The organism is Cupriavidus sp. WKF15 (assembly GCF_029278605.1).
Lineage (GTDB): Bacteria > Pseudomonadota > Gammaproteobacteria > Burkholderiales > Burkholderiaceae > Cupriavidus.
Window position 1 is genome coordinate 627,917 of sequence record NZ_CP119573.1, and the last position, 19,621, is coordinate 647,537.

Sequence of the window (19,621 nt, forward strand, 5' to 3'; positions counted from 1 at the left end):
GGAGGTATGGAGGGGGTTGCCCTGCTTGGCGAGCCTGTCAGATTTTTAGTGTGCCGAGGTCATGAGACGATTACGGAAACGTCCAATGACCGACACGACAGTGAACAAGAAGAGCAAGAACCCGAAGGCACCGAAGCTGTTTCCCGATGAGCTGATCGATCAACTGCTGGCCCAGGTGCAGAGCAAGGATGCCGAGTCGATCCTGGGCGAATCGGGCTTGGCCGGCCAGCTCAAGAAGCAGTTGGCCGAGCGTATGCTCGCCGCCGAGTTGAGTCACCATCTGGATAACGAGGCCGAGCAAGGCAAGACCGGCAACCACCGCAACGGCACCAGCCCCAAGACGGTCCTGACGCCCAACGGTGAGCTGAATCTGGATATTCCGCGCGATCGGCAGGCGACGTTCGAGCCCCAATTGGTCGGCAAGTATCAACGCCGGCTGCCTGGCTTCGACGACCACGTCATCAGCATGTATGCGCGCGGCATGAGCGTGCGCGAGATTCAGGGCCATCTGCTGGAGCTGTACGGGCTGCAGGTATCGCCCGATCTGATTTCCACGGTCACCGACGAGGTGCTGGCTGACGTCGAGCAATGGCAGCAACGCCCGCTCGAGGCCATGTATCCGATCGTGTACTTTGACGCGCTACGACTGAAGATTCGCGACGAAGGCACGGTCAAGAACAAGGCGGTCTATCTGGCGCTGGGCATCCGCGCCGACGGCCGCAAGGAAGTGCTAGGTCTGTGGATCGAGCAAACCGAAGGCGCCAAGTTCTGGCTGAAGGTCTTCAACGAACTGAAGAACCGCGGCTTGCACGACGTCCTGATCGCGGTGGTCGACGGCTTGCGCGGCTTCCCCGAGGCGATCGAGGCGGTCTATCCGGCCGCGCAAATCCAGACCTGCATCGTGCATCTGATCCGCAATTCGCTGAATCTGGCGAGCTGGAAGGACCGTAAGCCGTTGGCTGCCGCGCTCAAGCCGATCTATCAGGCCGCCACGGCCGAGGCGGCGGCCGCAGCGCTCGACACCTTTGCGGGAAGTGAGTGGGGACGCAAATTCCCTACCGTCGCGGCCATGTGGCAGCGCCAATGGGAACAGGTGATTCCCTTCTTCGTCTATCCGCCTGAGGTGCGTCGAATCATCTATACGACAAACGCCATCGAGAGCATGCACATGCAGTTGCGCAAGATCGTCAAGAATCGCGGCCACTTCCCCAGCGACGAGGCCGCCAGCAAACTGCTGTATCTGGCCTTGCGCAACATCGAAAAGGATTGGAAGATGCCACCTATCACCTGGCGGCAAGCAGTCAATCAGTTCGCCATTCTGTTTGGCGAGCGATTCACCTCCGCCATGAGCTGAGATTTTTTAACCGACCTCAGCACACAAAATTCCTGACACCTCCTGCTTGGCAGGCGCCAAGCACGACAAACCCAACCCTTCCCCCTTCCCCCTTCCCCCTTCCCCCTTCCCCCTTCCCCCTTCCCGCAATCGCGAAGAACCAAAAAAACCTGACACACCGGGTTTTGTAGAGATCACTGCAGTATTGAAGACACACCGATGGCAGTCCTACCATCGGTCCATGAACGACCAAGACTTACGCCGATGCGCACCGGGCTCGCCAGCATCATCCTGCCGCCGGGTGCCGATCCGGTAGCCATCACGCTGCTGGCGGGCCGCGCCCTGCGCGGCATCTGCGATGGCTTTGTCGCCGTCCTGCTGCCGGCGTACCTGCTGGCGCTCGGCTTCGACCCACTCGCCGTCGGCCTGATCGGCAGCGCCACGCTGGCAGGGTCCGCGCTCGCGACGATCCTGGTCGGCATGCTCGGGCACCGCTATCCGTTGCGGCGCATGCTGACGCTGGCCGCGGCACTGATGGTGGCGACCGGCATCGGCTTTGCCGGGCTCTCGTCGCTGTGGCCCCTGGTCATCGTCGCCTTCGTCGGCACCATCAATCCCGGCTCCGGCGATGTCAGCCTGTTCCTGCCGCTCGAACATGCGCGCCTGGCGGATGCGGCGGGCCCGCAGGCGCGCACCGCACTGTTTGCGCGCTACAGCCTGAGCGGTTCGCTGGCATCGGCCTTCGGCGCGCTGGCGGCAGCGCTGCCGGGGTGGGCCACAGCGCGCGGCATGCTGGCGCCACTCGGCGCCATGCGCGCGATGTTCGTGCTATACGCGTTGGCGGGCGGCGCGTTGTGGTGGCTCTATGCCCGCCTGCCCGCACGCGACCCGCATGCGGATGCCACACGCGTGCCGCTGGGCGCATCGCGCGGCATCGTCATGCGCCTGGCGCTGTTGTTCAGCGTGGATGCCTTTGCCGGCGGGCTGGTGGTCAATGCCTTGCTGTCGCTCTGGCTGATGCAGCGCTTCGGCCTGTCGCCAGGCGACGCGGGCCGGTTCTTCTTCTGGGCCGGGCTGTTGTCGGCGGGCTCGCAACTCGTGGCCGTGCCGGTAGCGCGCCGCTTCGGCCTGCTGAACACCATGGTGTTCACGCATATCCCGTCGAGCCTGTGCCTGATTGCCGCGGCCATGGCCCCAGCACTTTTGCCTGCGCTGATCCTGTTGCTGGTGCGCAGCGCGCTGTCCCAGATGGATGTGCCGACCCGCACCGCCTACGTGATGGCCGTGGTGACGCCGCCCGAACGCCCGGCGGCCGCCAGCATCACGGCGGTGCCGAGAAGCCTGGCCGCGGCGCTCGGCCCCACCCTGGCCGGGGCGATGCTGGCAACGGGCTGGGCCGCAGCCCCGCTGGTGGCCTGCGGCGTGCTCAAGATCGGCTATGACCTGGCCCTGTTACGCGCGTTCCGGCGCGTCGAGCCCGAGCGATAGCGGGCAGGTGCTACAGCCCCGTCGCCCACCCGGCCACCGCGGCCACCGCCACCACCAGCCACGGCGGCAGCCGCCAGAACACCAGTGCCACCAGCGCGACCACGGCCAGCCCGAAATCTAGCGGCGCATGGACCGCGCTGGTCCAGACCGGCTGGTACAGCGCGGCCAGCAGCAGGCCGACCACGCCGGCATTCACGCCACCCAGCGCCGCCTGGGCGCGCAGGCTCCCGCGCAGGCTTTCCCAGAACGGCAGTACACCAACCACGAGCAACATGCCGGGCAGGAAGATCGCCACGAGGCACAGCAGCCCGCCGGCCCACCCGGACGGCTCGATGTGCATGGCAGCCCCAAGAAAGGCGGCGAACGTGAACAGCGGGCCAGGCATGGCCTGCACCACGCCGTAGCCGGCCAGGAAGGCATCGCGTCCGACCCATCCCGTGGGGATTACGGCCGCGTCGAGCAGGGGCAGCACCACGTGGCCGCCGCCGAACACCAGCGCACCGGCACGGAAGAACGCGTCGAACATCGGCAAGCCGCCCGCGCCGGCATGCCGCGCAAGCAGCGGCAGGCCGGCCATCAGCACGGCAAAGAGCACCAGGCCGGCAAGCCCCGCGCGGTGGCTCACGGGCATCGGCAACGGATCATGCGCGCGCTCCGCTTGCGGGCGAATCAGCACGAGGCCGGCGATCGCCGTCACGGCAATGACCGCGACCTGGATCCACGGCCCCGGCACCGCCACGGCCAGGCACGCTGCCACCGCCATGATGGTCACGCGCAGCGTGTCCGGGCACAGGCTGCGCGCCATGCCCCAGAACGCCTGCGCCACCACGGCCACGGCCACCAGCTTGAGACCATGCAGCAGCCCCGCCGGCACGCCGGTCCCCCAGGCCGACAATCCTTGCGCGAACAGGATCATGGCCACCGCGGATGGCAGCGTGAAGCCTGTCCATGCCGCGAGCGCGCCAGCATAGCCGGCGCGCGACAGCCCGAGCGCCAGCCCAACCTGGCTGCTGGCCGGGCCGGGCAGGAACTGGCACAGGCCAACGAGATCGGCGTAGGCGCGCTCGCTCATCCAGCGCCGGCGCGTGACGAACTCCTCGCGGAAGTACGCCAGGTGCGCCACCGGCCCGCCAAACGAGGTCAGCCCCAGTCGAAGGAACACCAGGAAGACCGACAGAGCACCGTGATGGTGCGTACCGCTATCGCCTTCCTTGCTGCCTCCTTCGCTGCTGTCGATCGCATCGGGTTGCGTCATCTGGTTGCGCGGCGTTGCTGCCATGCCTTCTCCTTGCCGGGGCTGTTTGCGCTCCGCACGCGGCGGACCGCCGCAGATTGTAGGCGAAGACCGTGTCCGACTTCGTGACGATGCACGCACTTATCCGACAAGCCGAATAGACCTTCCGGGTCCATGGAGGTTTTACCCCAATTAAGTTAGGCACGGGGTCGCCGATATGGCGGTGACGGGCGCCAAAAGTCCGACTACACCGAACATATGGAGGAAAGAAGGAAATGCTGCAAAACATGAGTCTGAGGAAGAAGCTCTTGCTGCCATTGGTGCTGAGCTGGGTGTGCCTGCTCGGCATCACGCTGTGGAATGCTTGGCAGATGCGCGCGCTGCGCATGGAGGAGCGCCGCCTGGACCTGGTCCACGTCACCGAGACTGCCATCTCGGTGGTCGCCGGCTACGAAGCCCTGGCAAAAGCCGGCAAGATGACTCTGGCCGAAGCCCAGCAGCAGGCGGTGGAACGCGTGCGCGCCATGCGCTTCGGCGCCGACGGCTACTTCACGCTGATGCGCACCGACACCGAAGTGCTGATGCATCCGTTCAAGCCCGAGATGAACGGCAAGAAGATGGAGGACACGAAGGACGCCAACGGCACCTATCTCTTCCGCGAGATGGCCGACATCGGCAAGGGTCCGGGCAAGGGCTTCGTCGAATACCTGTGGGCCAAGCCCGGCGCCGAGGAACCGCAGCCCAAGCTCAGCTACGTGGCCAACTTCCGGCCATGGGAATGGAACTTCGTCGCCGGTCTGTACCTGGACGACATCCGCGCCGAGTTCCGCCTCTCGCTGTACAAGGCGCTCGGCCTGTTGCTTGGCGTGGGAGCGCTGATGACGCTGGTCATGCTGCGGGTGGCCGGCAGCCTGCAGAAGCAGCTCGGCGGCGAGCCGGCGCTCACGTCGCAGATCGCCGCGCGCATCGCCGAGGGCAACCTGGCCACCGCGGTCGAGGTGCGTCCGGGTGACGAGCACAGCGTGCTGTACGCCATGCAGCAGATGCAGTCGCGCCTGACCGGCGCGATCGGCAGCATCCGCGGCTCGGCTGACTCGATCGCCGGCGCGGCCAAGCAGATTGCCGCCGGGAATTCCGACCTGTCGCGCCGCAGCGAGGAACAGGCGGCCTCGCTGCAGGAAACCGCGGCCAGCATGGAGCAGCTCACCAGCACCGTGCGCCAGAGCGCCGACAATGCCCGCCAGGCCAGCCGCCTGGCCGAAGGCGCGTCGGAGATCGCCGTGCGCGGCGGCGGCATCGTCAGCCAGGTAGTGACGACCATGGGCGACATCAAGGCAGCGTCCGGCAAGGTGGTCGACATCATTGCCGTGATCGAGGGCATTGCGTTCCAGACCAATATCCTGGCGCTGAACGCCGCGGTGGAAGCGGCGCGCGCCGGCGAACAGGGCCGCGGCTTCGCCGTGGTGGCCGGCGAGGTGCGCACGCTGGCGCAGCGCAGCGCCACCGCGGCCAAGGAGATCAAGGCGCTGATCGGCAACTCGGCGCAGCGCGTGGAAGACGGTGCGGTGCTGGTGGAAGGCGCCGGCAAGGCCATGGACGAGATCGTCGAGGCGGTCAAGCGCGTCACCGACCTGATGGGCGAAATGCGGGCCGCCACCGAGGAACAGACCGGAGGCATCGAGCAGGTCAACCAGGCGGTGTCGCAGATGGACCAGATGGCGCAGCAGAACGCCGCGCTGGTCGAAGAAGCCGCCGCCGCCGCGGCGTCGCTGGAAGACCAGGCCGCCGCGCTGCACCACGCCGTGGGGCAGTTCAGGCTGGCCGGCGGCTGAGCGCCCGGCCAGCCGGCGCGGCCATGCCACCTGCCGTGGCCGCGTGTATCATGGATCGCAGCGGACAGCGTCGGCGACCGACCACCCGCCTCGATCCCTTACACGCGCAGGAGCACATCATGATGGCATTCCTAGGCACCGTGTTCGTTGGCCTTATCGTGGGACTGATCGCGCGGGCCATCAAGCCCGGCGACGACAAGATGGGCTGGATCATGACGATCCTGCTGGGCATACTGGGCTCGGTGGCGGCGGGGTTCGTGGGCCGCGGGCTGGGCTGGTACCAGCCGGGCCAACCCGCCGGCTGGATCGCGTCGGTGCTCGGCGCGATCGTGCTGCTCGTGCTTTACGGCATGGTGCGCCGCAAAGGCTGATCCACCTTCATGACGTCCGCCGAGGCCGTGGCGCCCTCCGGCGGCGGCGCCTGGGCCTCGGTCCGCGGCAGGCGGATCTCCTGCGGCCAGTCACGGCAGCGCAGCAGCGCCTGGTCGCCGCCCGGCATGGCCATCGACGCCACCTGCGGCGCGAGGTAGCGCAGCACCCGCACCGCCAGCGCGCTGGTGAAGCTGTAGCGCCCGGCATAAGGCTCGGTCACATTGAGGGTCACCGTGCCAAAGAAACGCTCGCCGAGCGTGAATACGAACGTGGCCGAGCGGTTCACCGAACGCGACGAGATCAGCCGCCCGCCGGGGCCATAGGTCTGGAAGCGCTGGTCGCCGGTGCCGGTCTTGCCGGCGATCGGAATCGGCGCGCCGCCCTTGCCCGGCGCCACGAAGGCGCCGGCAATCGACTTGGCCGTGCCGCGCTCCACCACATCCAGCATCGAGCGCCGCACCAGGTCCGTTATCTCGGTCGGCAACAGCCGTTTGCCCGGCTCCGGCTGCAGCACGAAGCGGCTCGCATACGGCGTGTTCGCGGCGAAGTCCAGGCTGCGCACGGTCGCGGTCTGCGTTGCCATGCCGCCGCTCAGGATGATGCCCGCCAGTTCAGCGAGCGCGGCCGGGCGGTCGCCCGACGCACCGATCGCGGTGGCATAGGATGGCGTCAGCGAATCGAACGGGTAGCCAAGCCGCTGCCAGCGCTTGGCGATGCGCTGGAAGGCCTCCTGTTCCAGCAGCGTGCGGATGCGGTTGTCCTGCCCGTACTTGCTGTGCGAGCGGAACAGCCAGCGGTACACGTACTGGCGCTGATCCTTGCTGTCGTGCAGGATCTGCGCCAGCGTGGCGTCCGGGTTCGTGCCCATGTATTCGACCATCCATAGTTCGAGCGGATGGACGCGGGACAGGTAGCCGCGGTCATTGAGGTTGAACTTGTCGTGGCCGTACTTGCTGTACAGCGCCGGCAGGTCCTCGCCGGCGAGTTGTCTGGCCGTCATGTGCGAGCGCATGATGCGCTCGAAGCTTTCCTCGTCCAGGTCCGGGCGCACGCTGAGCAGCGTCACCGACATGCGCACCGCCGTATAGTGCGGCGTGCTCACGCGCACGCGGCTCAGCAGCGTCGCCAGGCGCTGGTCGGCGTCCTTGCCGCGGTAGCGCTGGTAGAAGCCGGTCATGTAGGCACTGCCCTCCTGGTCGGCAAAGCGCTCCAGGTAGACGCGCCGTTCGGGCGAATTGCGGTCTTCGAAGATGTCGCTCATGTCCACGTTGCCGTGGAACAGCTCATAGCGCACGATGTCGCGCATCATGCGGATGAACACCAGGTTGACCGAGTGCTGGAAGCCCACGCGCACGGTCATGATGCGCTCGCCCTCCCAGCGCTCGAAGTTGGTGAAGCTCTGCAGCCCGCCGCCGGTATAGAAGCCCTCGCCAGGGCTGCCCGAATACTTGCGTTCCATAGCGGCGTCGAGCATGGCCGCCAGCGTGCGGTCTTGCGGCGTGCGCGCCTTGGACAGGTAATCGATCGCCCAGCGGCTCAGGGCGTCCGGCTTGGCCACTTTGATGCCGGCCAGTTGTTCCTTGCTCATGCCGGCATAGCGCGCATGCAGTTCAGTGAGTATCTCCAGGTACGTGACCAGGGTGCGCAGCTTGGAGGTCGAGCCCAGATTCAGGCGGGCACCGCTGTTGATGTCGAACGGCTGGTTGATGTTGTCGGCCTGCACGCGCACCACGCTGGCATTGCCGACGCGCTCGAACAGTGTGAAGCTCGCCATCAGCTTGGACGGATCGTCCTGCTCGCGCAGCAGATTGTGGCCGTACAGCCCCATGGCGTGTGCGACGTTCTTGTCGCTCATGTTCAGGAGCGTATCCGTGACCACGCGCTGGGCCTCGCGGTTGATGGTGCTGTCCGCGGTCAGGTCCAGCCGATCCATGTCGTACCGGCTGTCCACGCCGGTCAGGCGGCCAATGTCGGCCCGCACACGGTTGACCGCCTTGCGCGTGACGAAGGGCTGCTGTTCCGGCTTCGCCGGCGGCGCGGCCTTGTCCAGGGGCTGCTGCAGCGCGGCATCACGCAGTTCCGGCGTGATGATGCCGTTGGCGGCCAGCAGGCGCAGGTAGCTGCCGGTGAGCGCGTCGAGGTTGGTGTCGTCGCGGCGCAGGTGATAGGACGGGCGGCGCTGCGAGATCACCAGCGACAGCGCGCGCTTGAAGGCTTGCGCCTCGCGCGCGGTCGGGGCGCGCGGGTCCATCTGCTTCATCAGGCGATTGACTTCGCCGAAGTCCTCGCCGTACCAGACCCACAGCGCGTCGCCGATGCCATTGACCTCGCCGAACCCGACCCGCGCGGACAGCGGCACCGTATTGAGGTAGTCGACCACGATACGTTCGCGCGCCCGCTGGGTATCAGGCCCGTCCAGGTAGGCGCGCAGCGATGCCGATGCCATCTGCCGGAATTTCTCGGGAACCGACTGGGTGCGCCCTTCCGGCGAGTGCCGGTACTTCTCGATCTGCGTGGCGAGCGTGCTGCCGCCCGGCGAATCATGCGAATGGTCGGCCAGCCGGATGGCGCGGTCGATCACCGCGCGCGACAGCCGCTTCCAGTCCAGCGCGGGGTTCATGCTCGGATACTCGGGATTGAGCAGTCCCTGGTTCTCGACGAACAGCAGCGCGCTGACCAGCACCGGCGGCACCGCGGCAAAGTCGTCGTACTGGCGCTGCGGATAACGCTCGAACGCCAGCGTCATGCCATTGCAGTCGCGCAGCACCAGGCCGGCCTGGTTCTTTTCACGATACGGCGGGAAGATGCCCTGATCCATCAGGCGCACCATTTCGGGCGACATGCGTGCCTGTTCCGCGGGCACGTAGCCGTGCTTGCCAAGCCGCTGCGCAAACAGCGGGAGGCGGCCATAGCCCATGCGGTCGTCGTACGGCCCGGAATGCGGGAAGCGGATGCTGTCGCTGGCGCCAGGCTGCACCTCGTAGGTCAGCTGGCTGGCAAAGCGCCCGAGATAACGCGCCTGCCATTGCGAATTGCGCACTTCATTGGAAATGAGGCTGACAACGACATAGCCGCCCCCACAGAGGGCGACCGCCAAGCCAGCGAAGATCCAGCCACGTCGTGCCACGTTTTGGCCATCCCGTTCTTCTAGCGGCACTCTCGGCGCGGTCTTCACGCCGGTCCCGAGTGCAAGGGCGGCGGGCCGCTTGCGCGAACCCGCCTTAACTGAATATTAGTAGGAACAGGCGCGCAGCGCTGTAGGAGCGTGGCGCGTTGCGCGACTGTTGCCACAAAGCATCGCCGGCGGCGGGCCACGCATCGTCCACTTGCGCGCTGGCGTCAGGCGGATGGCGCCTCGGCGACGCGTACCGGCCGGCCGCCGAACGGGTAATTCGGATCGTTGTAGCCATGTGTCGAAGCATGGCCCGGCGTGACGAGGCTGTCGACCAGGGTCTCTTCCTCCGGCGAGATGGTCACGTTCAGCGCGCCGAAATAATCCTCGAACTGCGCCAGCGTACGCGGCCCGGCGATCACCGACGAGATGATGGGATTGGCCAGCACCCAGGCCGTGGCGAACTGCCCCGCCGTAAGGCCGCGCGCCTCGGCATGCGTCTTGAGCTGTCGCGCGATGAGCAGCGACTCCTCGCGGAACTCGGTCTCCATCATGCGGCGGTCGGCGCGGCCCGCGCGCGTGCCGGTGGCGGGCGCCTGGCCCGGCTGGTACTTGCCGGTGAGCACGCCGCGCGCAACCGGGCTGTACGGCACCACACCGAGGCCGTAGTGTTCGCACGCCGGCAGGATTTCCACTTCCGGCATGCGATTGAGCAGGTTGTAGTACGGCTGGCAGGTCACGGGGCGCGGCACGCCGAGCTGGTCGCACAGCCGTGCTATCTCGGCAATACGCCAGCCGCGGAAGTTCGACACGGCCCAGTAGCGGATCTTGCCCGCGCACACGAGATAGCCCATCGCGCGCACCGCTTCTTCGAGGTTCTCGCCGGCGTAGTCCCGATGCAGGTACAGGATGTCGAGATAATCGGTCGCCAGCCGACGCAGGCTTTCCTCGACTTCGCGCAGGATCCACACGCGCGAATAGTGCGAATGGTTGGGGCCACGCTGCATGGGGTTGCCCAGTTTGGTGGCAAGGATCCAGTCGTGCCGGTCGGCCAGCAGCAGGCGTCCGACCATCTGCTCGGATGCGCCTTTGCTATAGACGTCCGCGGTATCGATGAAGTTGACGCCATGCTCGCGCGCACTGCCGACAATGCGCGCCGCTTCGGCTTCGTCGGTCTGGTCGGCAAACATCATCGTGCCCAGGCACAGCGCCGAGACCTTGAGGTTGCTGGCGCCAAGGCGGCGGTATGGCATGTCGGGCGTGGCAATTGCAGGCATGAAAGATTCCTGGTTGGCGGATCGATGTCCGGACTGATGGCATTCGCGGCGGTGTGCCAGCCTTGCATTTTGCCGCGATTGCGCGAAACGCGCAGACCGTCGATATGAAATACCCATCGCATCCGCGCAAGCGATGTTCATCATGAATCGTGCCGGCGATCTGCGCCGCGATAAGTGGTGTGACATGCAGTCCTTACACATTCTTACAGCATCCATGCGGCAACTTGCATAGCCTTGAAACGCTCCGGGCAACAACGTGGCAATGCAGCATGTCCGGGGATCAATGGCGTTCGCGCCTCGCTCTTCCTGCTCGCACGATTCACTCGCACGATTCACTGCGGTGATGACGCGGGCAACTCCAGGGCCGGCTTGCCCGGTCCGATACGCAGGTCAGTCCCGCGCCGATGCGCCGGGACGCGATGCATAAAAAATGTGTTGGGGGATGACTGCGCTTGCGCGCCAGCCTGTGGGCAACGCGCGGGGAGAGCGCTTGCCCATGCTGCCCGGTGCCTGCCGGGGCGGCGCGGACCACCTTTATTTGCCTGAGGAAGCCATGGACAAGAAGCCCGAGAAGCCCGACCCGAAGAAAACCATGCTGCCGTCGAAGATGCCGCAGTCGCGCCTGACGCGGCAGGAAGAAGCGCTGGTGCGCCGACGAAGCCGCGAGATCGGCCTGCGTCCGCTATGGCAGATCGCCCCGCGCCTGGCCAGCTACGGCATGGTCGCCTTCATCATCTGGGTCATCCTGTCGGTGATGTTTCCCCCGGTGTTCAACCGGTCCTCGGAACGCGCCGTCGTCAACAGCCCCGTGAATCTCGTGACCACGCCCGTCGAAGGCGTCATCACCCGCCAGGCGGTCGCCGTGGGCGGCTCCTTCGCGGCCGGAGAGCCGCTGATGACGCTGCAGAACTCCAACCTCGACCGCGCGCTGCTGATGGAACTGACCGGCAAGCAACTCGACAACCGGACACGCCTGGAGGCTGCCAAGGCCAAGCTGGCTTCGGACCAGGCCCGTCTGGCGTCAACTGGCCAGGAAATCCAGCGCTATCAGTCAGCGGCCCAGCGTGAACACGCTGCGCGCGTGAAGGGCATTGAAGCGAAGCTGGCCGTCGCACGCCAGCAGATCGACCAGCAGGAAGACGTGGTCAACCGCAACCAGGCCATGCAGTGGGCCGGCGCGGTCAGCCAGGCCTATACCGATGCGTCGCGCAACCAGCTGACCGTGCTGTCCGGCCAGCGCGATGCCATCCAGGCGGAGCTGGACAGCGCGCGCGGCAGCAGCGAGGCCGCGCGCAGCAAGGTCTACATGAGCAGCGCGGACGGCGCCGTCGGCGCGTTGGTGCAGCGCCAGGACGAACTGCGCGCCAGCATTGCCCAAACGCAGTCCGAGATCACCCAGCTCCAGGAGTACGGCGAGTCCGTCGACAAGATGGTCAGCACCGAACAGGATCGGCTGGAGCGCGTCTCCAACCTGGAAATCAAGGCATATACGGGCGGTGTGGTGGAAGATGTGCTGGCGCCCCCGGGCACGCGCGTCGCGGCCGGCGCCACGCTGATGCGCACGACCAACTGCAGCCAGCCCCGGGTGGTCGCGGTGTTCCCGCGCAGCCTGAGCAAGGACCTGCTGCCGGGCGCGCGCGTCACGGTGAAGGTCGATGGCGTACCCGCGCCGGTCCCGGGCTCGGTGGCCGAAGTCCTGCCGCGCGCGCCGGACGGCGACCAGGCACGCTACTTCGTACCGTTCCCGCCGATCGAGAAGAACGAGGTGTACCTGATCGCCCGCCTCGACAAGCCGCTGCCAGACCTGCCCGCAACCGGCACGCACCAGACCGACCGCTGCGCGCTGGGCCACTGGGCCAAGGTCAGCCTGGACCGCTCCTGGCTGCGCAGCCTGATCTGAGGCGATCAACCAGGGTAGTACGAGCGCCCGCAGGATGGAGTTCACCGTGCAGCGTTATCCGATTCCGTGCCTTCCTGCCCGCAGTCCGGCGCGCCACGGCCGGCTGCTGGCAGCCGCGTTGCTCGCCGGCTCCGCGTTGAGCCTGGCAACCATGGCAGCGCCCCCCCTGCCCCCGCCCCCTTCGGCCCCGGCGGCACGCGAGCAGTTGCTGCGCGACGGCTGCAAGACGCTGGCCGGGCGGGTAGCGGCCATCCCTGGCAAGGGGCCAGTCATGCTCGGCAGCTACGAACCAGCCCCCGGCGGCGAACCTCTGCCGCCCCCCTTGCAGCAATCGGCCTTCGTCTATGACAACGCGCTGGCCGGCGTGGCGCTGATCGCGTGCGGCCAGCCGGATGCGGCGCGCCGCATCGCCGACGGCGTGGTAGCGGGCGTCACGCGTGACCGGCACTACCACGACGGCCGCGTGCGCAACGCGTATCGCGCCGGCGCCGTGCCGGACGGTCCGGTGCCGATGCCCGGATGGTGGGATGCGCCGAGCAAGCGCTGGTTCGAGGATGCCTACCAGGTCGGCACCGCCACCGGCAATGTCGCGTGGGCGGCGCTGCTGCTGCTGGCCACCTATGAATCCACGCACGAGCGCCGCTACCTCGAGACCGCCGCAACGCTCATGACATGGGTCGACAAGCAGACCTTCGGCAGCGAAAGCCCGGCCGGCTATATCGGCGGCTTCTTCGGTCATGAACCGACGCCGCGCCGCCAGGGCTGGAAATCGACCGAACACAATGTCGATGCCTATGCCGCGTTCCGCTGGCTCGCCTTGCGCACCAACGACGCGCGCTGGGACGGGGCCGCGCAGCGCGCACGCCGCTTCGTCGACGCGATGTGGCAGCCTGGCGAAGGCCGCTTCGTCATCGGCACGCGTGACGACGGGCACTCGCTCAACAGCGAGCCGTCGGCACTCGATGCCTCGCTGTGGCCGCTGATCGCGGTACCCGAGTCCGCGGCGTCATGGCGGCGCGCGCTGGACTGGGCGCGCGCGCACCACGCGGTGGGCGGCGGCTACGGCTTCAAGGCGCGCCCCGATGGCGTATGGACCGAAGGCACGGGGCAGGCCGCGCTGGTGCTGCGTGCCAGCGGCCGCGACGACGAGACGCGTTCCCTGTGGCCGCTGCTGCTGGCGCAGCGTGCGCCATCCGGCATGCTGTTCGCCACGCCGCAAGCGCGCATCAGCACGGGCTTGTCGATCGGCCCCGATTCGACCACCGAAGATTTCTACTACTTCCACCTGCCACACCTGGGCGCGACCGCCTGGGCCGTGCTGGCGGCCGCCGGCTGGAACCCGTTCCAGCCCGGCGGCACGTGCCCGGCCTGCCGGACCGGCACCGCACAGGCGCAGGGCCCACCCGACGACATCCGCAGGGAGTGACGATGTTCGCCTACTTTCTTGAAAACCGCATGCTGGTGGAGATCAACGCCGGCGCCTTCCTGATCGCGGTGCTGTGCCTGCGCGGCGATCGCAACCGCACCGCCGACAGGTGGATGTTCGGCGCCGCCGCAGCGGTTCTGCTGATTGTCTACTACGTGTGGCGCTTCTCGCAGACCCTGCCCGAATGGCGCATGGATTTCGCCAGCCTGTGGGCGCATGTGTTCTTTGGGTTCGAGACGATGACGGTCGCCTACACGCTGATCTCGATCATCACGCTGACCCGCACGTCGAACCACAGTGCCGACGCCGATGCCAGCGAAGCCGCGCTGCGGCGCAACCGCCGGGCGCCGGCGGTGGATATCTTCATCGCCACCTACAACGAAGGACTGGAAGTCCTCGAGAAGACGATCGTTTCGGCGCTGGCGATCGACTATCCGAACTTCCGCGTCTGGGTGCTCGACGATACGCGGCGCGACTGGCTGAAGGATTACTGCAAGCGCGTCGGCGCCAACTACGTGACGCGGCCCGACAACACCCATGCCAAGGCCGGCAACCTCAACAACGGCCTGCAGCACAGCACGGCGCAGCCGGACAGGGGCGCGCCGTACATCATGGTGCTGGACGCGGACTTCGCACCCAACCGAAGTATCCTGCTGCGCACCATTGGCCTGTTCGACGATCCCAGGGTAGGCGTGGTGCAGACGCCGCAGTTCTACTACAACGCCGACCCGATCCAGTACAACCTGCGCTCGACCGAATGCTGGGTCGACGAGCAGCGCGCCTTCTTCGACATCATGCAGCCGGCCAAGGATGCATGGGGTACGGCATTCTGCATCGGCACCTCGTTCGTGGTACGGCGCGAAGCACTGGAGACCATCGGCGGCTTCCCGACCGGCACCGTCACCGAGGACATCCACCTGACCTACAAGCTCATGCCGCATGGCTATGTCACGCGCTGGCTGAACGAGCGGCTGAGCGTGGGCCTGTCCGCGGAAGGCCTGCCCGAGTACATCAGCCAGCGCAGCCGCTGGGGCCTGGGGACGATCCAGGTCGCGCTTACCGCCGACGGGCCGCTGCGCGGGCGCGGCTACACGGGCCTGCAGCGCCTGCATTATCTGCACGGGCTGCTGCACTGGGTCAGCCGGCCCTTCACGCTGATGCTGCTCGCCGGGCCGCTGCTGTACTGGTACATGAACGTGCCCACGCTGTACGGCGATCCGCTGCAGTTCCTTGCCTATGGCGTGCCTGCGTTGCTGCTGTACTGGGCCTACAGCATCTGGGTAACCGGATCGCGCGCCATGCCGGTCTTCACGGAGGTGACGCAGATCGTCGCGGCGCTTGCGGTCACGGCGACGCTGGCCAGCGCGGTGTTCAAGCCCTTCGGCCGGCCGTTCAAGGTGACCAACAAGGGACTCGACCGCTCCAGGCTCGTCGTGCACGGCAAGTTCGCCGTGCTGTATGGCGCGCTGTTCGTGCTGACGGGCATGGGGCTGGCACGCGCCATCGCCGCCGATGCCGACGCGCAGGGCGTGGCGTTCAACGTCGCGTGGACGATGGTGTCGATGGTGCTGTACCTGGCGTCGCTGCTGGTCTGTTTCGAGCTGCCGCGTCCACGCAAGGAAGAGCGTTTTCCCTACCGGGCACGCGCGCTGCTTCGGCTTCACGGCAAGGATGGCGCGGCGCGCGAGTTCGCCGGTGTCACGCGGGACCTCTCGTGCAACGGCGCGGCACTGCTGTGCGCGCACGCGCAATCCATACCGGACGACGCCGAAGGCGCGTTCTGGCTGGCGCCCCTGGGCTGGGTGCCGTGCCGCGTCGCCCGCACGCGCAAGGGACTCATCGGCGTGGCGCTGCGGCCCGACATGGCGACCCGTCACCGCCTGATCCGGCTGCTGTTCAGCGAGCCCGCCCACAACATCGCATACGAAGGCCGGCCGCGCGTCGCCATCGCGCAACTTCTGCGCCGCGCCTTTGCCGGTTGACCACGGATGAGCCATATGAAAGCAAAACAGACGCGAACCTTCCTTCCCCTGCGGCACATTGCAGCGGCGGCCATTCCGATTGCGCTGACGGCCTGCACGCTGGAGCCCGCCTATCAGCGCCCCGACCAGCCGGTACCCAATGCCTGGCCCACCGGGCCTGCCTACGCGCAGGGCACGGGCAATGCGGGGCAAGGGCGGGCGCCAGCCCAGGCGCAGACCCAGACGCCGGCGGCCGAACTCGGCTGGGAAGACTTCTTCACCGATCCGCGCCTGCGCCAGCTGATCGAACTGGCGCTGGCCAATAACCGCGACCTGCGCATGGCGACGCTGGCCATCGACCAGGCGCGTGCGCAGTACCGCATCCAGCGCGCGGCTCAGTTCCCGTCGATCAACGCCAACGCGGGCATGGTCGCCTCGCGCGTGCCCGGATCGTTGCGCGCGCCAGGGCAGCCATCGGTCCTTCACGCCTACACGGCGGGGGTTGGCTTCAATGCCTTTGAACTGGATGTATTCGGCCGCGTGCGCAGCCTCAAGCATGAGGCGCTGGAGCAGTACCTGGCGGTGCAGGAAGTACGGCGCAGCGCGCAGATCAGCCTGGTGGCGGAAGTCGCGAGTGCCTACCTGACGCTGCAGGCCGACAAGGAGCTGCTGAAGATTTCGCAGGAGACGTTGGACATACAGCAGGCTGCCGTGCAGATGGTCGAGCGCAGCAAGCGCGCCGGCGGCATGGCGCAGATCGATATGCACCGCGCGCAGACGCAGCTCGAAACGGCGCGCGTGGGCGTGGAGCAATACACACGCCAGGTCGCGCAGGACGAGAATGCACTGACGGTGCTGATTGGCACGCAGTTGCCCGCGGACCTGCCGCCGGCGCAGCCGTTCGAGAACACCTCGTTCGTCGCCGAGCTGCCGGCCGGCCTGCCGTCGGCGCTGCTCGAGCAAAGGCCCGACATCATGGCCGCCGAACACCAGCTGAAGGCCGCCAACGCCGACATCGGCGCGGCCCGTGCAGCCTTCTTCCCGAGCATCTCGCTGACGGCGGCGATCGGCGTGGCCAGCGCGGCCCTGTCGGGGCTGTTTACGAGCGGCATGGCTTGGGCGTTCGCACCGTCGATCACCATGCCGATCTTCAACGGCGGCGCCAACCAGGCCAGGCTTGATGCGTCCAGGGTGCAAAAGGACATCAACGTCGCCGCTTACGAGAAGACCATTCAGCAGGCATTTCGCGAAGTCGCGGACGGCCTCGCCGCGCGCGGGACCTATGATCGCGAAGCCGCGGCGCAGGAATCGCTCGCACGCGAGATCAGCGAGACGCGGCGCCTGTCGGAAATGCGCTTCCGCAATGGCGTGGACGACTACTTCCCGGTCTTCGACGCGCAGCGCCAGCTTTACTCGGCGCAGCAGACGCTGGTCACGATCCGGCTGGCACGGCTGACTAGCCGCGTCGATCTCTACAAGGCACTGGGCGGCGGCTGGTCACAGCGCACGGCAACGGCACAAGCATCGCCCGCGCAAGCGGCAACGCCGGCAGGGCAGACCGCTGGCAGGTCCGCCAGTGCCGGCACGGCTTCCCGCTAGATAGCGTCGGAAAACTCAGATAGCGCGGTCAGGCAATGCCGTGCAAACGGCGGGCACCGGCAAAGATCGCCGGTGTCCGCCATGACAGATCGACCGTCCCGTCGACTGATCCGTTAAGCCTGTGCCGTTATGTCACGCCATCTCAGTAACGCGGCGCCGTGGACGACGTGCCGCCTGAGGTGGCGCCACTGGATGTGCCAGCACCCGAGGACGTGGCTGGTGCCATACCGGAGCTGCGCGGACGGCTGGTATCCGTGACCGAGCCAGAGCCGGTCACCGTGCCGCCCCCCGCTCCCGAGCCGGACGCCGTGCCGGTCGCGCTGCAGCCCGCCAGCGAGCCAAGGGTGGTCGCCACCATCATGCAAATCAGTATCGTCTTGCTCATGCTGTCCTCCATCGAAGCCGTGGCGGCCGGCCGGCAGGCCAGCCTTCAGCCGGCCTGCCCTCCACGCCGGTCCTGCGTGGGCACAGGCAACTGCCATACCACCGCAAGTTCCTGCTCCAGAACCCGCATATGTGCTTTGCCTTGCCTCTTGCAGTACTTGTGACGCTTCCGCACGCAACGTAAGAACTGCCTTCGATGTAGAAAATTCATCATCTTCGCGGCAGCGGCTTTTCGAGAAGGCGCCGGGAGGAGCAGGCTTGCGGATGCAGGGGGCGAGGTACGTCCCTTGCGTCGCAAACGAAGACGGTTCCTCGGCACCACGGCAGTGATGGGACCCGGGCGCCCAATGCACTAGTATCCTCACCTGGACCGGGCAGCAAGAAACCAGCGAGGCAGCCATGAATTCCGCAGACGACGAACGCGCCATCCGTGAACTGGTGCAAAACTGGTTCTCCGCCAGCCAGCGCGGCGATACCGACACCGTATTGAGCCTGATGACCGACGATGTCGTCTTCATGGTTCCCGGCCAGGAGCCATTCGGCAAGCGCGCGTTCGCGCAGGCTTCGGCAGGCATGAAGTCCGTGCCGATGCAGGGCAGCTACGACATCCGGGAATTGCAGGTGATGGGCGACTGGGCCTACCTGCGCAACTTCATCGAACTGACCGTCACGCCGCCGGGCGGTGAGGCGGTACACCGCTCGGGCTATACGCTCACGCTGTTGCGCCGGGAGGCCGACGGTAAATGGCGGCTCTGCCGCGATGCCAACCTGCTCGCGGCCGATGCACCGGCCGCACGGAAGGGCGAAGCGTAAGTTCCCATCCTCATCCTGTACGCGCGACGCGCGCAATCCCTGCCACGAACTCCCCATCCAGCCAATCCGTCGCGCTGCGCACGCGCACCAGCGGCGGGTTGCTGCCCGCAATCGGATCCTGCGTATTCCCGCGCGTCGGCGCGCCGCGCGTGCGGTACGCCGGGTGATTGCCCAGCACCTCGCGATTGAGCGCATCGCTGAAGTAGAGCTGGCTGGTCAGCACCTCGGCATTCGCCAGCAGCACCTTGAAGTGGATGTGCACGGCACGCGGCCGGTACCAGCCCGGATAGATGGTAAGAAAGGTCGCCGCACCGTCGGCGCCGGTCTGCTGCACGCCGCGCAGGAAGCGGGTGGTGTCGTGCGGGCCGTCTTCACCGCTGTAGCTGCCCTCGGCATCGCAATGCCAGATGCTGACCAGCGCGCCTGGCACCGGTATGCAGCCGCGATCGGCGTCGACGACCGTCAGCCGCAGGCGCAATGGCTGGCCTGGACGGCCGTCGCGGATATCGCTGCGCAACCGGGCGTCGCCCAGATAGAAAGGGCCTTCCGTGGCAGCGGGGGTCAGCAGGCAGGCGGCCGCGGCGGTCGCACTGCCAGCCTGGGCCACGCTGGCGGGTGACAGGCTGGCCAGAGCGGCCACGCTGCCAAGCCGGCCGAGGAATTCGCGGCGCTTGGTCAGTTTGCCATCGTCGGCAGGCAAGGCGGTCATGTGAACTCCCGTGAGGGCGTGCTCACACCAGTCTATGCATCCGAACAATCAGAAAGAAGCCCTGTTGGAAGCGGGCGCAAATCCTTACGCTCGTGCCGAAGCGGGGAATTCCGGATCCCGGTTCCTCCCAGTTCCCGCACACGTGCGGACATCATTGCGCCCCTCATTTAATGTAGCTACA

14 protein-coding genes are annotated in these 19,621 nt (G+C 67.0%); 9 read left to right on the plus strand and 5 right to left on the minus strand.

Annotated features, from left to right (window positions below; translation table 11 throughout):
- Positions 1-85: 85 nt before the first annotated feature.
- Together CupriaWKF_RS20245 and CupriaWKF_RS20250 are read left to right on the plus strand one after the other, a co-directional pair.
- Entirely contained in the window at positions 86-1,354 is a 1,269-nt protein-coding gene (locus tag CupriaWKF_RS20245; protein ID WP_276098122.1) for an IS256 family transposase, read from the plus strand.
- A 243-nt stretch (positions 1,355-1,597) separates the two neighbouring features.
- Entirely contained in the window at positions 1,598-2,821 is a 1,224-nt protein-coding gene (locus CupriaWKF_RS20250) for an MFS transporter (RefSeq protein ID WP_276103334.1), read from the plus strand.
- Between the two features lie 10 nt (positions 2,822-2,831).
- Here the strand turns inward: CupriaWKF_RS20250 and chrA are convergent, their stop codons facing one another.
- Positions 2,832-4,100, minus strand: coding sequence for a chromate efflux transporter (gene chrA, locus CupriaWKF_RS20255; protein ID WP_276102552.1), 1,269 nt, complete (start codon positions 4,098-4,100; stop codon positions 2,832-2,834).
- 230 nt (positions 4,101-4,330) lie between these two features.
- Between chrA and CupriaWKF_RS20260 the strand changes: the two genes are divergently transcribed.
- Both CupriaWKF_RS20260 and CupriaWKF_RS20265 read left to right on the plus strand, forming a co-directional pair.
- Positions 4,331-5,887, plus strand: coding sequence for a methyl-accepting chemotaxis protein (locus CupriaWKF_RS20260; RefSeq protein ID WP_276102553.1), 1,557 nt, complete (start codon positions 4,331-4,333; stop codon positions 5,885-5,887).
- Between the two features lie 119 nt (positions 5,888-6,006).
- Positions 6,007-6,258: a GlsB/YeaQ/YmgE family stress response membrane protein gene (locus tag CupriaWKF_RS20265; RefSeq protein ID WP_276102554.1), complete on the plus strand. Its 252-nt coding sequence runs from the start codon at positions 6,007-6,009 to the stop codon at positions 6,256-6,258.
- On the opposite strand, the gene CupriaWKF_RS20270 is transcribed toward CupriaWKF_RS20265, so the two are convergent.
- Positions 6,231-9,386 (minus strand): transglycosylase domain-containing protein, encoded by a 3,156-nt coding sequence (locus CupriaWKF_RS20270; protein WP_276102555.1) that lies wholly within the window; start codon positions 9,384-9,386, stop codon positions 6,231-6,233. The two genes, CupriaWKF_RS20265 and CupriaWKF_RS20270, sit on opposite strands and share 28 nt — an antisense overlap.
- 212 nt (positions 9,387-9,598) lie before the next feature.
- Positions 9,599-10,648, minus strand: a complete 1,050-nt coding sequence (locus tag CupriaWKF_RS20275; protein WP_276102556.1) for an aldo/keto reductase — start codon at positions 10,646-10,648, stop codon at positions 9,599-9,601.
- A 592-nt stretch (positions 10,649-11,240) separates the two neighbouring features.
- On the opposite strand from CupriaWKF_RS20275, the gene CupriaWKF_RS20280 reads away from it, so the two are divergent.
- The 4 genes from CupriaWKF_RS20280 to CupriaWKF_RS20295 all read left to right on the plus strand — a co-directional run bounded on the left by CupriaWKF_RS20280 (position 11,241) and on the right by CupriaWKF_RS20295 (position 17,534).
- Positions 11,241-12,548 (plus strand): HlyD family efflux transporter periplasmic adaptor subunit, encoded by a 1,308-nt coding sequence (locus CupriaWKF_RS20280; RefSeq protein ID WP_276103335.1) that lies wholly within the window; start codon positions 11,241-11,243, stop codon positions 12,546-12,548.
- Between the two features lie 151 nt (positions 12,549-12,699).
- Positions 12,700-13,974, plus strand: coding sequence for a hypothetical protein (locus CupriaWKF_RS20285; protein ID WP_276103336.1), 1,275 nt, complete (start codon positions 12,700-12,702; stop codon positions 13,972-13,974).
- Positions 13,975-13,976: 2 nt separating this feature from the next.
- On the plus strand, positions 13,977-15,956 hold the full coding sequence (locus CupriaWKF_RS20290; protein ID WP_276102557.1) for a glycosyltransferase: 1,980 nt from the start codon (positions 13,977-13,979) through the stop codon (positions 15,954-15,956).
- Between the two features lie 15 nt (positions 15,957-15,971).
- Complete coding sequence (locus tag CupriaWKF_RS20295) at positions 15,972-17,534, plus strand: efflux transporter outer membrane subunit (protein ID WP_276102558.1); 1,563 nt, start codon at positions 15,972-15,974, stop codon at positions 17,532-17,534.
- A gap of 142 nt (positions 17,535-17,676) precedes the next feature.
- Here CupriaWKF_RS20295 and CupriaWKF_RS20300 read toward each other — a convergent pair whose 3' ends face one another.
- On the minus strand, positions 17,677-17,919 hold the full coding sequence (locus CupriaWKF_RS20300) for a hypothetical protein (protein ID WP_276102559.1): 243 nt from the start codon (positions 17,917-17,919) through the stop codon (positions 17,677-17,679).
- A 398-nt stretch (positions 17,920-18,317) separates the two neighbouring features.
- Here CupriaWKF_RS20300 and CupriaWKF_RS20305 point away from each other — a divergent pair, with 398 nt between their 5' ends.
- Positions 18,318-18,731, plus strand: coding sequence for an SgcJ/EcaC family oxidoreductase (locus CupriaWKF_RS20305; protein WP_276102560.1), 414 nt, complete (start codon positions 18,318-18,320; stop codon positions 18,729-18,731).
- 10 nt (positions 18,732-18,741) lie between these two features.
- Here CupriaWKF_RS20305 and CupriaWKF_RS20310 read toward each other — a convergent pair whose 3' ends face one another.
- Positions 18,742-19,440 (minus strand): intradiol ring-cleavage dioxygenase, encoded by a 699-nt coding sequence (locus tag CupriaWKF_RS20310; protein ID WP_276102561.1) that lies wholly within the window; start codon positions 19,438-19,440, stop codon positions 18,742-18,744.
- Between the last annotated feature and the right edge of the window lie 181 nt (positions 19,441-19,621).

Coding starts and splice junctions, on each gene's coding strand:
- CupriaWKF_RS20245 (WP_276098122.1), top strand. CDS start 86: ATGACCGACACGACAGTGAACAAGAAGAGCAAGAACCCGAAGGCACCG.
- CupriaWKF_RS20250 (WP_276103334.1), top strand. CDS start 1,598: ATGCGCACCGGGCTCGCCAGCATCATCCTGCCGCCGGGTGCCGATCCG.
- chrA (WP_276102552.1), bottom strand. CDS start 4,100: ATGGCAGCAACGCCGCGCAACCAGATGACGCAACCCGATGCGATCGAC.
- CupriaWKF_RS20260 (WP_276102553.1), top strand. CDS start 4,331: ATGCTGCAAAACATGAGTCTGAGGAAGAAGCTCTTGCTGCCATTGGTG.
- CupriaWKF_RS20265 (WP_276102554.1), top strand. CDS start 6,007: ATGATGGCATTCCTAGGCACCGTGTTCGTTGGCCTTATCGTGGGACTG.
- CupriaWKF_RS20275 (WP_276102556.1), bottom strand. CDS start 10,648: ATGCCTGCAATTGCCACGCCCGACATGCCATACCGCCGCCTTGGCGCC.
- CupriaWKF_RS20280 (WP_276103335.1), top strand. CDS start 11,241: ATGCTGCCGTCGAAGATGCCGCAGTCGCGCCTGACGCGGCAGGAAGAA.
- CupriaWKF_RS20285 (WP_276103336.1), top strand. CDS start 12,700: ATGGCAGCGCCCCCCCTGCCCCCGCCCCCTTCGGCCCCGGCGGCACGC.
- CupriaWKF_RS20290 (WP_276102557.1), top strand. CDS start 13,977: ATGTTCGCCTACTTTCTTGAAAACCGCATGCTGGTGGAGATCAACGCC.
- CupriaWKF_RS20295 (WP_276102558.1), top strand. CDS start 15,972: ATGAAAGCAAAACAGACGCGAACCTTCCTTCCCCTGCGGCACATTGCA.
- CupriaWKF_RS20300 (WP_276102559.1), bottom strand. CDS start 17,919: ATGAGCAAGACGATACTGATTTGCATGATGGTGGCGACCACCCTTGGC.
- CupriaWKF_RS20305 (WP_276102560.1), top strand. CDS start 18,318: ATGAATTCCGCAGACGACGAACGCGCCATCCGTGAACTGGTGCAAAAC.
- CupriaWKF_RS20310 (WP_276102561.1), bottom strand. CDS start 19,440: ATGACCGCCTTGCCTGCCGACGATGGCAAACTGACCAAGCGCCGCGAA.